Consider the following 15,043-nt stretch of genomic DNA (forward strand, 5'->3'; position numbering starts at 1 on the left):
CTCATCTGCCCTGGATGGGCCAGGTGTCTGCGACGAAGCCAAGGTCATGTTGATCCGGCGTCCCCGTGAGGAGTGCTCGATCAAGCAAGGTGTTGAACTCCTCGCAACTGGTCTCGGGAAGCAGTACGCACGAGTGGCAGGCAGCCCGATTCAGGTTGTCCGTTCCAGCCGCGTCGGACTCCACGCAGAGAGGGTCTGCGGAGCACCATGAGATCCGTTCGATGGCTGTCCGGACGGAGATCGCGAGGTTCCCGGACTCCACCTGTGCCACGATGCCGCCGAGACTTCCGGCGGAGTCGCTGGTCGCCGTGTAGATCAAGAACCCAGACATCTCATCCGACACGTAGAGGCGTTCACGGAGAGACGCAGCGGGATAACCGGAGTCGAGACTCCACTCATTGATGATCGAGTGCGCCAGAGTGTGGATCATGACCAGACGCGGCGTGATCTCCCGGTCCGGCGCGAGACCGAATCGGGCAAAGCGCTTCCGATATGCGTCGTCGATCGGGGCGACCCGGTCACGAACGGCTTGGCGCGTCTCCCAGGTCGCCAACCGTGCGCTGTCCAAGCGGAGGAAGACGCCTTCGCCGATGACCTCGATCGCCGGAAGCCAATCAGGCCGGTGATCGGGGGCGTACAGCGGAGCCCGACGGCTTGGGTTGTCTGGGCTGGGGACCGCGAGCCGAGTGAAGCCCTGAAGCACACGGACCTCGCGCAGCCGCTTGACCCGCATGATCTGGTCAATCCCGTGTTCCGCTGCAACCTTCTCGTCCTGCCACGGCACGCAGACAAAGTCCTGCTTCCCCGGCCTCTCCTCAGTGGTCCTGGTCAGCGCACCGTACTCCTCCAGCTTCAGCGCCGACTCGGAGCTGTCTGAAAGGCCCGCTTCATCCTGTCGGCGTCGTTCGACAGCCTGAATGATCTCTTCCACGCTGTACTGACGATGATTCGCCAGACCTATCTCTTCGAGGCGATCGCGGAGGTCGGGGGCCTTCCGCAGAGAAGTCCAATGACGCTCGACCAGCTTCTGGACGCCCTCGGACCACGGAGGAATGGAGAGGGCAGAACGTACGTCGGAGAACCAGACTCCCGACGCACCACGCTGCATCGCGCGGGGAAGCTCCTCGCATTCCTCGTTGGGCACATCGCCGAGCCAGGGCCGACGCCCAGTGCAGGAGCTGATGCCCTTGAGCGCACCTTTGCTGAGGGCGCCTTCCATCGTCACGGGGCGGACGCCGCAGGTGCACGAGATCTCGATGTCACCGAGCGAAGCACTGCGGCCTGTCGCCTTGAGCTTGAGCTCGTGCTCCCGGCCGTCGCCGCCGGTACCTTCTGCACCCTTGTGCAGCCACCGGAAATAGGGGAAGTCGTCGATGTGGCCCGCTGCACAGCAGACAACAAATCTTGAGGGAACCAGTTCTTGGTCGCAATCCTTGCACTTGGCCGGGCTGCGTGTCGCTCCGAAGAATCTCGCCTTGGCCAGCCGGTTGCAGTCCGGGCAGGACTGAACTTCCGGGAACCGGATGACGGGTACGTCCCCGTATTTATCACTGTCGGAGGCGGGAGGGAGACGAAAGCAGTGGACGCCGAGCTCCTTCTCCAACCGCCGCTCGTGAATGATCTGGTCGTATGGGCCCAGTTCAGGCCAGCGGTTCAGCCCGGCGACCATGAATGACTCACTACCAACGGCGATCAAGGAGCCCACGCCGTAGGTGGTGATGAGCTGAGCGCGCCGTACGCCCCCGATGGGCTTCCCCTTCACCGAGTTCCCCTGTCCAGGTAGATGGTGGATTCCACGTCGACATCGCGCAGACTCCAGAGAGTCGGGAAGGAGTCCGCGACTTGATCGTCCTCCTCGTCCCAATGGCCAGCGTCAACCAGCAGTCCGGGTTGACGGTAGGTCCCGTAGTTCAGCCCCGAGTTGTCTTCGGCGAGTGTCTGCCATCGGTTGATGATGTCGTCGATCTGATCGGCGGTCATGTCTCGCTCGGTCTGGCCGGCCACTCTTTCGACGCGAGCCAAGACCTGTTCACATATCTTGCGGAGATCGCCCTCGAACTCGCTGATGTAGGCGGCGGACTCCTTTGATCGTGCCATTGGGATCATGAGCCGTGCCAGACCTACGAGGGCCGCATGAAGGCCGCGGTCCCGCGCTCGCGCGGAGAAGGGTGTGACACTGGTCGCCTCCACCTGCCGGTACAGAGCCGCGTGGTAGGCGGTGAAGTTCTCGTAGTGCGAGCGGTCCCTGGACCTGGCGGCGTTGAACAGCGTGACCACGAGCCCCGGCCACTTCCGTCCCACGCGACTGGTGGCCTGGATGTACTCGGACGTGGACTGGGGCTGGCCCATCATCACCATGAGGCCGAGACGATCGACGTCCACCCCGACCGAGATCATGTTGGTGGCAAGGATCACGCCCAGCGCATCCGGGTATGGCGTTGCCATGTCCTGAAGATGGCCGGGGATGGCACTCGATGGCTCGCGGCTCGTGAGTTCGATGTCGCGACCGATGTCGCGACGTTTCTGGCGCAGGGTCTCGCTCAGCAGATCAAGCCGATCGTTGACGTCGTCCTGGACCTGCAGCTTTGCGCCGCCGAGGAGACGAAGGCTGTTGAAGTAGCCCAGGAGAGTCCAGTAGGCGTCACGCACATCGTCGTCGCCCTGGATTGCCTGGGCGTGGTGGAGGAGGGCGGCGTAGGTGCGCACCATGAGGCTGGTCTGACTGGTGGCAGGCGCCATGAGTCCGACATATCGCCGGCTGGCCTTCCGCGAAGGTGGAGTCTCGACGGAGAAGTAGGAGTCGCGCGCGTCCAGCCCCGGAGGAGGGAACTGCTCCACCTTGCGATCGAACAGCGCACGGCCTTGCTGGACGGCACGCCGAATCGTGGCAGTTGAGGCCACCACCTTGGGCCGCTTTCCGATCAGGTCCACGACGGTCTCGTACAGGCCGGCGAGTGTCCCCAGCGGGCCGGAGATGAGATGAAGCTCATCCTGAATGATCAGTTCTGGAGGTGGTTCCGAGCTGAAGTGGTTGAAGAGATTGCCGATCTCCGGCTTCCACGGAAGGCCGGCGAACTTGTCGGCGGTCGCGATGATTAGCGTAGGTCGGGCGGCGTAGATGACCTCGTCCACAACGTGGATGGGCAGTCCACGGGCGAAGTCGCACCCGACGGTCTCACAGGCGATCACGACACGATCTCTTGAGACCCTGTAGTTGTAGTGATCGAGAGCCGTACCACACCAGGGACATGCCCGGATCTGAACGGGATTCTCTTCCTGAACCTCTTCGTTCTTGGCCAACTTGCGGAGGGCCCGCTTTGCCTCGTCCAGCGTGTTGGGCGTGGAACCGCGGCCGACCCACATGCCAATCGAGATCTCCGTGTGGCCGAGCCGTTCCTGCCGATCGAGACGCAGTCGCTCCATACAGCACATCAAAAGTGCCGCACGCTCGAACTGTTGCACCGTGAGGAGACGAAGCGTGTAGCGCATCAGGACGGTCACGCCACCCCCGTTCAGCGGGTCACGAAGACGACGAAGGAACGTAGAGAAGGCGATCAGCCCCAAGTACGCCTCGGTCTTTCCACCACCGGTGGGGAACCAGAGCACGTCGGCGATATCCCGATCATCGGACGTGGGATCTGCGACGCCCCGCAGCGACAGGAGCATGAAGGCGATCTGGAACGGACGCCAGACACCCACCGACTCGTCGGGGGAGGCGCTTCGCCCATCCGGGGAAGACTTCAGCCACTCGGTTCGAGAGCGCTGCATGGCCATGGCCTGATTGGCGAGTCGGAAGGCTTCCATCGGGGCGGAGTCCGCCGAATTCGCCAGAAGCTCGATTCCCGCATCCATACGAGCACACGCGGTGGTGCACCGCTCAAGGTGCTCCATGGCGGTTCTCCGCATTCCATCGTCCGCGATGCCCTGCGCCAGTTCGCCACTGCGCGCGATCCACTGCCGATAGCCCGCCGTGAGATCTCTCAAGGCGGAGATGACCTCTCCATCGGAGGCTGTGGCCAGATGGCGCATGCCGAGCCGCCCGACGTCGATCGCGGGATTCGAGTCGGCCAGTCGAAGGTCATGTGTGGGGACGAAGGTCGTCCGAATCCAGCCAGTCGACGCATTGGTCGCCATGTCATTGACAGCGATCTCCGAATGCTCCCATTCCACTGCACAACCGTGGCCGGTGGCGAAGACCGGCGCATGGCGATAGAGGAGCCGGTAGGAGTTCAGTTCCTCGTCGGAGTCGGCTGAGCCGAGCGAAGGACGTTCAACGAACGGGCGCGACGCCCCCTCGGCTCCCTTGACAGTGATCCGGGGCTGGAAGAAGGAGGTCGCGTCTCGGTCTGCGCTGTTAGCGGACGATTTATAGGTGTTGATCAACGCCAGTGTGACGGCCGCCGCGCCGTCGGCGTTCGCCTGCCGTACACGCACGAAAAGTTGCAGATTGTCCGTGAGCGGGATCGGGGTAGGCTGGCCGGCCACGGAGACCTTGACCTCCTGCGGGGCAATCGAGATGGGCTCGCGACGCCAGGCCTCGTCCGCCACCGCACTTGTCCGACTGCGGCGCCCTTCGGCTGACTCGGGGACGTACCGGGCGGCCTCCACCTCGACGATGATCGACTCCGCCTTCGTGACGTCGACGGAGAATGTCATGCCCATGGACGAGGGGTATCGAACGTTTGCCATGGTGACGGCCGGGTCGGGCGCGTCGAACGGATGGCGACTCTCCAGCTCTTCATCGAGAGCCTTGTCGTCGCCCACGCTGTCGTCCGATTGGGGGAAGAGGATGCCTGCCGCGTACTTGGTGATCGGGGGGTCGGCGATCACCTCGGTCGGTGAGCCGGCTGGGCCGATCAGGTCGCGCTCCAGCTGGGTCACCAGTTCGTCGCGGAACGCATAGTGCTTTTTGAAGCTCATGCCTGCTCTCCAGCCCAATCGAAACGACCCAGCCCGGCGATTCGTGGGCGCAGCCAGACACCCGACCATCCGAGACCGGCGTTGACACCCGCGGCCTCTCGACCGACCACGGTCTCCACACTGTCTACCCGAAGCTCCTCGATACGGGAGGGGATTCTGCGATCACGCCCTGGTAGAAGCGTCCGCAAGGCAGCGGCGAAGCTGTCCGAGGTGACACCGATCCGATTCCCGTCATGCTCAACGACATATCTTGGGACCTCCGCGGACGAGGCTCCCGCAACCTGCACCAGAGTGACGGGATCTCCGGGGTTCACCGTCGTGGCCAGATAGGTCTGGATCTCTTGGGCATCCGCTTGAAAGCCCACCGTGCCGGCGGGATCCTCAGCGTTCACGTCGTCGGGGCGAATCTCCATGCCGAGATTGCGCCCGGCCTTGAAGCCGAGTTCCGCCCATCGCCCGTCACGCTGCTGCCTCAGGTGCCCTGTGGTTAGCTTGGCGGCCGGCTTCACGTACATCAGCAGATCGCGGGGACGAGTCATCGCGACGTACAGCAATCGAGCACGCTCAGCCTGCTCGATTGGACCGTCATCCGGCGCCTCGCCTGGATCGACGACTACGACCTGATCGAACTCGAGGCCCTTGACCCGGTGGATGGTGGAGACAGCGAGAGGCTCGGACTGCGGCGGGCAGAGTTCGTCCGGATAGTCCCCGGACGCCAGCCGTCGGCGGACGGCGGTGAGGTCGAGTGTCTCCCCGCGACGATTGGGGTCCATACGCCGAAGGAGCCCCCAGGCTTCGCGTGAATCCACCGCCGCGTCCATAATGATCGGGAGGACGGAGTCCTTCAGCGGCTGTTTGGAGTCGACATCTCGGAAAAGCGCGGCAACCCATGAAGGAATGACCCTGTCCTGGGCTGAACGCTGAAGGCGGTGCTGCACGCCGAGCTCGTGCAGGCATCTGGAGACCAGAAGTGTCTCCCTGTTCCCTCGGCAGAGAAGAGCCGTGGGTGCGGTCATCCGGGACAGCACAGGGGCGGCCTGGTCCAATGTGCCGAGTGAGTCGCCGGCCAGCAGCACTGTGCGCAGCTCCTGCTGAAGCTTGCCGAAGGGGGCATCGGACGCGCTGAGCGCGGTGCTGAAGTGTAGTGCCGCCCTGGCCTCCGGCTCGCGGGCACGGAAGTTGCCGGCGAGCGTGATTTCCGTCAGATCATCCGCGAAGCGTTCCCGTATCGCGTCATACAGCCGGGCTGCACCGGCCAGACGGTCCTGGGGATCATCGAGTTGGAAGCCGTAGATGCCCTGAGCGGGGTCACCGAGGAGGGTGAACCCGTCAAGGTCGGTCCGAAGGAGGGCGTGCACCAGCTCCGCCCGATCCCCGACGAGGTCCTGTACCTCGTCGACAACGAGGTGTCGCACCTCGCCGACGAGCTCAGCGGCGTCCGAGTCCTCCTTGAGTAGTCGCGTTGCCTCGCGGATCCGTTGATCGAAGTCCTGACGCCGCCAAGGGCCGTCAGGCATGACCTCGGACAAGATCCACGTCGCGTAGGAGTCGAACGTCCGGACATCGACGTGTGCCGCCCCAGAGCCGAACGCTCGGAGTCGACTGCGGATTTCCCGTACGGCGGCGCGGGAGAAGCTCAGCACCAGGAGTTCGGAGGGTTCGAGCTCCTCCTCATCGATGAGAAACGCGAGGCGGTGAATCAACGAGAGCGTCTTGCCCGTGCCTGCGGGGGCCGTCACGAGAAGTCGAGCAGTCGCCGGCTTCTCCACGAGTTCTTGCTGCTCATCGGTCAACTGGACGCTTTCGTTCACGACTTCTTCCAGAGGTAGTCGAACTGACGGAATGCCAGCTCCTCGCCGTACTGAGCGATGTTGTCAGCCACGTTGACGATCAGACACTCCTCCTTACCGCCGTTCAGAGGGCCACGAATGCCTCGGCCGATCATCTGCTGGTAGACGTTCGGGCTGTACGTGGGACGTCCGACGATCACGGCACGGGTGGCCGGTGCGTCAAATCCCTGGGAGAGGACGTTGTAGTTCGCGAGGACTCGGATCCGCCCGCGTCGGAACTCCTCGATCGCATGCCTGCGCTGACCAAGATCGGTGTCGCTGGATACGGCGGCTGCTGAGATTCCCTTCCGGGTCAGCAGCGCAGCCATGGTCTGGGCGTGGTTGACCGAGGTGGCGAAGAGCAGAATCGGCCAGTCGTCGGGCAAGGAGAGAATCTTTTCGAGCAGGATCCCGTTGCGGATGGAGTCGTGGCCGAGCCGCTCCTCCACGGAAGCCGGCAGACGGTGCATCTGCACGAGAGATTCATGCTCGCGGGCGTTGAGAGCCAGCTCCACGCCGGGAAGCACTTCATGTCTGACCCGGGCGAGGACGCCGAGCTTCTGCAACGTCGCGTACGGCTCGGACCCCAGGATCTCCGTGCCGTCACGGTGATGATCCAAACGATTGCTGCCGTAACGTGCGACCAAGCGGTTGGTCTCCTCCGTGTTCGCTCCGCGGAAGGCAGTAGCCGTCAGACCGATCAGGGCGCAGCGAGACCGGTGAGGCGTCAGACCGAGAGCGGCCAGCACCCGCGTGTACCTCGGGCTGATGGAGGTGTGCGCCTCGTCCACGATGACCGCCTGGGCTTGCCGGAGCCAGTCGTAACGGTCTGACTCGACGACCTTTTCCAGCTTGGCATCGGTGGCGATGACGAGGTGGAACCCCTCCTCCACGGGATCGGCCTCATTTGCATTCCACAGTCGGCTGATGGTCAGCTGCTGTGCGGGACCCGTGTGGCGCCATACCATCTGCCATGTCTGTACGGCCTGCTCACAAAGCTCGTCCGTCTGCGCCACCCACAGGACAGGGACGTTGATCGACTCCTGTGGGAGCGATCGGAGTCGCCGGATGATCGCCTCGACGGCCACCCGTGTCTTGCCTGCACCAGTGGGTAGGCTCAGCATGCCTCGCTGGGCTGGACGGCTCTGAAGCGTTTCCAGAATCCGACCGACCATGAGCTCCTGGTACTCGTGAAGGGACGGGAAGTCCACAGGTCCTTGCACCGTAAGCACCGGATCGAGCCCGGCCTGACGGTATCCGGCGTACTCGGCGGGGAAGCCGAGATCCGTGACAAAAGCCTTCGCCTGGTGGTTGCCGGCCATCTGAGTGGGGATCGGGAAGCCCCTGTCCTCCAACTCCTGACGGAACTCGCGGAGAATGCTCGAACCGTGCACGGCCAGGGCAAGTTCCGCGATCGTTCGGTCGCTGACCGGTCCTTCCTCGCTCTCCACCGCGTCAACGAGACCGTACGGCAGGCGTTCGCGAAGGACATCACCGCCGAGCATGGCGACGAGCTTGTCACGGAGATCCGGAAGTTCTCGTACCGCAACAATCTGCTTGTCTCGCCTAACGCCCTCTCGGTGCTGGAGAACATCCCGGCAGCGCTCCTCGGAGAGTCCCAACCTGAGGAGCACGTTCAACTCCCGGATCAGCTCCAGGTCATCGCCACCGTTCAGCCAATAGACCGACTCGTCGCGCCGGCCGATGCGGACGTCTTCAGAGGTCTGACCTGCCGGCGTGCGAATGAGCTGCTCCAAGCCCTCACATCTCTGCAGGTTCAAACCTCGCAGGGGACGCCCTGGCTCGAACTTCAGCTGAGGGAACACGTCCTCCAGCGGGATCGGCTCGCCGGGATAAGTGACCCGAAGCTCGGTGATGTAGACCTCGTCAAAGGTCTTCATGCTCCACTGATCAACCATGAGGGCGACATCGTCCGAGGTGGGCACGAGGATGGCGGGAATTCCGCCGGTCACCAGGCGTCGATACTGCCCGATGTCCGACGTGGCGACGGCTTCCGAGGGATGACAGGCTAGCCAGCCTTCGCCCTGCTGGCAGCGGATCTTCGCGGGGGCGCTCAACTGAGTGGCCGCGAGCGCGTAGAGCATGCCAAGTTCGATGTGGCTATCGCTCTCAAGCGCTTGGTTCAGAATCGACAGCCAGAGGGTCCCCTTGATGCGCTCCAAAGTGTCGGCAAGCCCAAGTGCACGAGCAAGACCGGCGTCGATGTCGGCGACGGGAAGTACCCGGGCATGCTCCCGTAGCTGCGGGCCGACACAGTCAGCGACACGGCGAAGCCCCATCGACGTGGCCAGCATGCCGGCCTGCTCGATGGCCCAAATCAGCGGCGACTGAATGGACACCGGCGTGTCATCCGGCCTCGTGCGCGCGTAGACCTGCCAGGTGGTGGCCAGGTCCTTCGGGGGCAGGTTCTGGATGAATCGCGCCCGCGCTGCAGGTGTGAGGACGAATAGAAGTCCGAGATGACTCGCGACCGGCGGACCATCCACGACGATCTTTCCCTGCTGGGGGCGGCGCACTCCGGCTGGGAGTGTCTTGTAGTAAAGATCGATCATGCGGGACTCGTAGTCATCAAGCCAGGGCGCATGAGCCGGTCGAGGCTCGACACCGGGCTTGTCCGACATCCCCAGCAGGCGCAGCATCCTCATGTCATCGTTGTGGAAATCCTCGTGGACCACGAACCCGCCGTCCTCCGGGCTCCCCGAGGGGATGACGGCTCCGGGCAGCAGGCATTCGCCCAGCAACCGGTATGCCCCGCTGCGCGTTTGAACCTTGAGAACATCGACGACGGCTTCGTCGATCAGGTGCTGGACTGCTTTGTCCGCGCCGACCTGTCGGGCGAGCAGCCAGAACTTCTCCCAATCGGCACTCGTGTAGAGGCGGAACCCTCCTGAGACGGCCGCCGCGAATCGCCCAAAGGCGTCCGCCTCCCTGATCTCCAGGATGTCAAGGAAACGGGAGGCCTCCGCCTCCTCCTCTAGAGCCGGGTCCACATAAACGGTCCCCTCCGCTGCCGGGTCCATCGGCGAACGTCGAAAGACCTCGCCCTTACGGGGGGGCACCATCCGTCCATGGTCCGTGCGCAGGACTGCAGCATTGAGCGCCTCAGCTCGATATGGGTGGTTATGCTCGACCAGCTCGGAAACGATCGACAGTGCAACAGCAGATGCGGCGACGGAACCGTCGGAGACGAGTGCCTCCAACCACTCCTTTACGGTGGCTCGTCGTCCGCCCGCTGCTTCGATCAGCGCGTCGGCGCGAGCCCGACGGGTCGCCGATCGTTCGATCGAAGGATGGCACCATTCGCTTGGACGGCCAGGGTAGGCGGCCCACCGCTCGACCAGGGCAGCCCAGCGTTGCTCCTCGTTGGTCGATGCTCCCGGTCCGATCGTCAGGGGCCGGCTCCCGGGTGCCTTCGGATGGATTGAAAGATCTCTGGGGTTCTGAAACTCCCCATCTTGGTCTGGGATGGAGGGGTTGGAGGCGGCATGTTCGCGAACCAACTCCGTCAGCGACTCGTCAGCCCAGTTGCGTGTCTCTCGACCACGCGCAGTGAGCAGCTCCAGTGGCTTGGCAGGGTCTTCCGAAGTGGCCAACTTCGGCAAGGAAGCCACAATGAGCTGAGCGGCCTCCTTCATCAATTCGTCGTTGAAGGCATTGTCGCCCAGGATGTGCCTGCGGTCCTCATTGGTCTTCCATGCGGCATTCAGCACGCCACTCAAGGTGGTCTTGTACTCGGTGGGAAAGAACGCCCAGAAAGTCCCATCACGATTCCAGCCCACGTCGGGAACAGCCCAGGCGATAGGCACCTCGACGCGGTTACGATACTCCCCGGCATCGGCCCACGCCTTGTCCGTGAGAGGTGAGGAGATTTCGAAGACCGACCAGTACGAAGGCTCGGACGCAACACCGTTCTCGACGATTTGGAGGGAGCGACGCTCTCCTTCGCCCCCGACCACGATCTTCTTGAGGTATGCCTCACTTGTGCGATCTTCGAGGATCACTTGGCCGGCATGCGGAGAGAAGACCGCAAACTCCGCTGGAAACTTCCGGAGCTGCTTTGACAGTGGCTCCGCCGCTTCGGCGTTGCGGAGCGGGAGCTTTACCACGGTGACAGCCCAGGACATCAGGTCATTCAGCGTGGCATCGGCTTCCCGTTCCCTGCTCGGATCCAGCACTTGAGCAACGCGAAGGACGGGCGTGGCTGTTGAACGGGCGTCGGGGACGCGCTCCAGGATCCGCTCCCGGGCGTAACTCGCGGACCACCCAAACGATCCGGTGCGGCTGAAAAACTGCGGTCGGTCGGAGACACTCAGGACCGACTTGAATCCGACACCGAAGCGCCCGATCTCCGCTCCGCGCTTTCCGGACAGGTGCGAGGCCAGGATGCTCCGAGCCCCGTCCTCCGTCACCGGCCGTCCCTTATTCGCGCAGTACAGCGCCTCCGCTGTCAGTACGACGTGGATCAGACCGTCAGGCCGGCCCCGAAGCTCGTCCGCTCCATTTTGGATCAGTTCGAAGAGCTGGCGGGTCCCGTACCCGCCTTCCCGAATGGATCTCTCGATGTTCGCGTGCTCTTCGACCAAAGTGATGTTCGCTACATAGGAGTTGAGGCAAGCCTCCGACTGGGCGAGGACCACTCGCGCAACTGGGCTTTCGTCCCCTACCCAACCGGAAAGACCGCCGGCCCCCGCCTCGTTCGGACTGACCACTGCGATTCGCTCCTCACCCACATGCGGGGTAGCTGGTTTAGATGTTTATGCCAGAGAGGTCTGACAAATTCTGTGGGCCGCCGAGGCGGCCCACAGGCTAACCCTCCAGATCGGCAAGCCTGAAGTGCCCCGGCGGGATGTCGTTGGGGGCATCGTCATGTGACTGAATCAACCACCCCTGGTCGACCAGCTCGCGGATCTCCTGACGCCACGCGGGCGTCTTGGCGACTCGTTCGAGCTGCTGAGGACTCGCGGGCCACGGGCTGATGTGCAGGAGGTATTCGATCAGGCGCTCGCCGGGGTGCTTGCCGCCGACAGACTCGATGGTGCTCTCGCTCGTGGCCACGGTCTCCTCCAGCTGCGGCGCGGCAAGACGGTAAGGAGCCTCGGCGCCGGCACCGAGCGTTTCGATCTGCCAACCCACTTCGCGGAGCTCTCGGATGCGCCGTGCCCAGGCGCGGATAGCCGCGACCCCCTCAAGCTGACGAGGGTGAAGCGTTTCGCCGGGGTGGCTGCGGAAGTACAGGAGGAGAGCGGTGCGGGCACCACCGACGACGTCCTGACGGATTTCGCCGAGTGCGTCCCGGGAATCGGAAAGGCGGGTGCCGACCTGAGACGCGGTCTCAAGCCAGTCCTGTGCCCTCAGATCCTGGCGTGGAGTCGCCTGGACGATCGCCAGAGCCTCCTTCAGAGAGCGCTCAAGCCGGTCTAGCTGTTTGCTGTGCGAGGTCGCCATCGAGTCGAAGAGCCTTTCATCGAAATCGACGAGTAGGTGAGAGCTGAGCCTTTCATCGAGGAGTAGGTGATTTGAGACATGCTTACGCAGAGCCATGTATTGGTGCTCGGAAACAAGGCTCTTACTTACTGGCTTGCTCGAAAGTTCCGCCCAGCGAAGGATGAACGTCGAGCGTTGATGGCAGATTCAGTTTTAAAGTTGCTCTCGTCGGGGCCGACGCCTTCAGGCTTATGAGCGCATCCTGGCGACATGCTTTGACGAGACGGTGCGAGGTTGTCTCCCTGGAGGCTAGATGTGGACCGGCACACGTGTCAATAGGGGACAGAATTCTCATCGAGCCTAAGTGGAAATGCGTGGACTCTACCACAAATAAGACAAGAGGGACTTATGGTGCGAAAGCTATACGGGCTGGCAGTTGAGTGGATGTTTCCGTCTTGCTCTTGTGCTGCCCAGGAGTCATAGGGGAGGCTCTGCCGTGGTTCCAGGTGGGCGAGGATGCTTCCTGGGGATCATGGTGAAGAATCAGGACTCAGCGCGATGCGATTGAGAGGCGTCGGGCGATCTTCTTCCGGCCTTGCCTGCTTAGGCTGAGCCGGTTCTTCGACCCGAACCGAAATATGGGAGGAGGACGTGACGTCGTGAATGACCTGTGCAGGGCATGAGTGGGAGATTCAATGCATGGCGAAACTCTGCCCGTCATGCTGGAGTCGGACTCTCCCGTGATCTCTTAGGAGAGCTCGCGGGTGGCTATTCTCTAGCCAATATTTGGGCTGGACAGCCTCCACCGTGGGAGGCGATCTTAGCGATAGCCAGCGTTTGTGCATTTCCTTCGATTGTCGGTACGCTGGCCGGTTCCGCCGCAAACATCATGTTGACAGCAGGTGTAATCAGCGACCGAGAACCAGGGAAGGCGGCCAGCTGCATAGCAATGGCTCGCGAATTTAACCGTCCTGGCGACTGCCAGGCTCGTCTGCGGAGTCATTCGGCACCTTCGAGTCGGCGCCGAAGGCGAGCTCGTAGATGAACCGTGCGAGACACTCGCCGAGCCTTGGAGGAACGGCGTTGCCTATCTGGCGGGCTACCTCAATCTTGGAGCCGACGAAGACAAAGTCGTCTGGAAAACTCTGGATCCTCGCCGCCTCACGATGCGTAATGGGCCTGTCGTGGACGGGGTGCAGATAGCGCCCCTTCTCCGGCTTGTAGAACTCTGTACGGATCGTCACGCTGGGGCGATCCCACCACAGTCGCCCCATGACGTCAGTCGTTCCCGTAGGCTTCTCCGCCCAGCATCGCGGCTCCAAGTCTGGGCGGTTGCGGCGGAGATCGAAGCGATTGCCGCCAGCGGGGATGGCGCGGTAGCGCTCAAGAGACTTCTGAGTTGGCGTACGACGGATGTGAAGATCTTGGCGCCCGGCCTCGTCGACGGAGATCTCCGTGAGCTCCGGATAGGCGGGTAGATCGGCGATGGTGTCGAGCAGGGTGACGTAGGGCCTTTGCCCCGGTGAGTCTGGGCCGTGGGTCGGCAGCGGAGGCCAGGGCACCTCGTCCACCCCACGGACGGCGACAAAGATGCCACGCCGTCTGTTCTGCGGTACGCCGTAGTCGGCGGCGTTGAGGACGCCGTAGCCGAACTTGTATGACCTGAGGTCCTCATCCGTCTCCATCAGTTCGAGTAGACGGGCGAACTGTGCCGACTTCTGGAACTCCGGCACGTTCTCGATCACGAAGGCTTTGGGCCTCACTCGGCGCACGGCCTTTAGATACTGCTGCCAAAGCTCGTTGATCTCCGCCCGGCTTGCATCGTCCCGGTCGCGCCCAAGGGGACTGAACCCTTGGCAAGGAGGCCCACCGATGATCACATCTGCCTGCGGGTAGTCCTCGACCTGCACCTTCTCGATGTCGCCGTCGTAGACCGGACAGCCAAAGTTCTGCTTGAAGGTACGCGCTGCAGCAGGGTCGTGCTCGACTGCGAAGACGGTTTCGTAGCCCATTCCGGACTGCTTGAATCCCTGGGCCAGTCCGCCTGCGCCTGCGAACAGATCGATCATGCGGATCGTCCCAGTCATCGACACCCTCCCCCGTGAACCACAGCCCTGTAACTATAGGGGCGGTTGTTCAGTCGGCTTCCCTGTGATGCGTAGTCTGGCAACCGGCGCGCGACCGCAGAGGTCACTTTAGCGACAGTAAACACCTCCTGCCACGGAAAATCGAGCATCTGTTCGCACCGTCTCGGCGTGCCCCTACAGTGACCAGACGAAACTCTCCGCCCTAGGCGGTGTCCGGTAGATCAGCGTTGATCCATAACAGCGTGCTGACCAAGGTGATGGCGGCTCGGTAGTTGCGGGCGAGTTTGTCGTAGCGGGTGGCGATGGCGCGCCATTGCTTGAGCTTGTTGAAGCAGCGTTCGACGACGTTGCGGCGGCGGTAGGCGGCCGGGTCGAAGGCAGGCGGGCGTCCGCCGTGTCTGCCGCGTCGTCGCCGTCCGGCCTGCTGGTCGGTGCGTTCGGGAATGGTGGCCTTGATGTGTCGGGATCGCAGGTGGCTGCGGATGGCGCGGGAGCTGTAGGCCTTGTCGGCGACGACGCGATCGGGCCGTGTCCGGGGACGCCCGCCTCCTGGCCGGGCGACGGTGATCTGCTGCAGGACCTCGGTGAAGACGGTGCAGTCGTTGACGTTGCCGGCGGTGATGAGAACGGACAGGGGCAGGCCGCGCCCGTCGGTGGCCAGGTGCAGCTTGCTGGTCAGTCCGCCGCGGGATCTGCCGAGTGCCTGATTCGTCCTGTCCGGTTCCCCTTTTTGCGTGCGCCGGCCGCGTGCTGGTGGGCGCG

General features: G+C 63.2%; 6 protein-coding genes and 1 pseudogene. All 7 read right to left on the reverse strand.

Annotated elements, in window-relative coordinates:
* Window position 1: 1 nt before the first annotated feature.
* The gene (gene drmB, locus ACWDXC_RS44915; RefSeq protein WP_449993162.1) at window positions 2-1,762 is read right to left on the reverse strand and encodes a DrmB family protein; all 1,761 of its coding nucleotides are present in this window, start codon (window positions 1,760-1,762) and stop codon (window positions 2-4) included.
* Complete coding sequence (locus ACWDXC_RS44920) at window positions 1,759-4,920, reverse strand: helicase-related protein (protein WP_449993164.1); 3,162 nt, start codon at window positions 4,918-4,920, stop codon at window positions 1,759-1,761. Before ACWDXC_RS44920 ends, drmB begins: the two co-directional genes overlap by 4 nt.
* Window positions 4,917-6,731: a UvrD-helicase domain-containing protein gene (locus ACWDXC_RS44925; RefSeq protein WP_449993166.1), complete on the reverse strand. Its 1,815-nt coding sequence runs from the start codon at window positions 6,729-6,731 to the stop codon at window positions 4,917-4,919. The genes ACWDXC_RS44920 and ACWDXC_RS44925 overlap by 4 nt, the downstream gene beginning before the upstream one ends.
* A complete protein-coding gene (locus tag ACWDXC_RS44930) occupies window positions 6,728-11,407 on the reverse strand; it encodes a DEAD/DEAH box helicase (protein ID WP_449993168.1) in 4,680 nt (1,559 codons plus the stop codon). The genes ACWDXC_RS44925 and ACWDXC_RS44930 overlap by 4 nt, the downstream gene beginning before the upstream one ends.
* Window positions 11,408-11,576: 169 nt before the next feature.
* The gene (locus ACWDXC_RS44935; RefSeq protein ID WP_449993170.1) at window positions 11,577-12,311 is read right to left on the reverse strand and encodes a hypothetical protein; all 735 of its coding nucleotides are present in this window, start codon (window positions 12,309-12,311) and stop codon (window positions 11,577-11,579) included.
* 845 nt (window positions 12,312-13,156) lie between these two features.
* Window positions 13,157-14,263 (reverse strand): DNA cytosine methyltransferase, encoded by a 1,107-nt coding sequence (locus ACWDXC_RS44940; protein WP_449993172.1) that lies wholly within the window; start codon window positions 14,261-14,263, stop codon window positions 13,157-13,159.
* A 220-nt stretch (window positions 14,264-14,483) separates the two neighbouring features.
* Window positions 14,484-15,043 (reverse strand): annotated as a pseudogene (locus ACWDXC_RS44945) (IS5 family transposase); the annotation flags it as partial.

The sequence above is a fragment of the Nonomuraea sp. NPDC003214 genome (genome assembly GCF_053590035.1).

What these genes read in the sequence shown, in the direction of transcription:
- ACWDXC_RS44920 (WP_449993164.1), bottom strand. Translation starts at nt 4,920, where the DNA reads ATGAGCTTCAAAAAGCACTATGCGTTCCGCGACGAACTGGTGACCCAG.
- ACWDXC_RS44935 (WP_449993170.1), bottom strand. Translation starts at nt 12,311, where the DNA reads ATGGCTCTGCGTAAGCATGTCTCAAATCACCTACTCCTCGATGAAAGG.
- ACWDXC_RS44940 (WP_449993172.1), bottom strand. Translation starts at nt 14,263, where the DNA reads ATGATCGATCTGTTCGCAGGCGCAGGCGGACTGGCCCAGGGATTCAAG.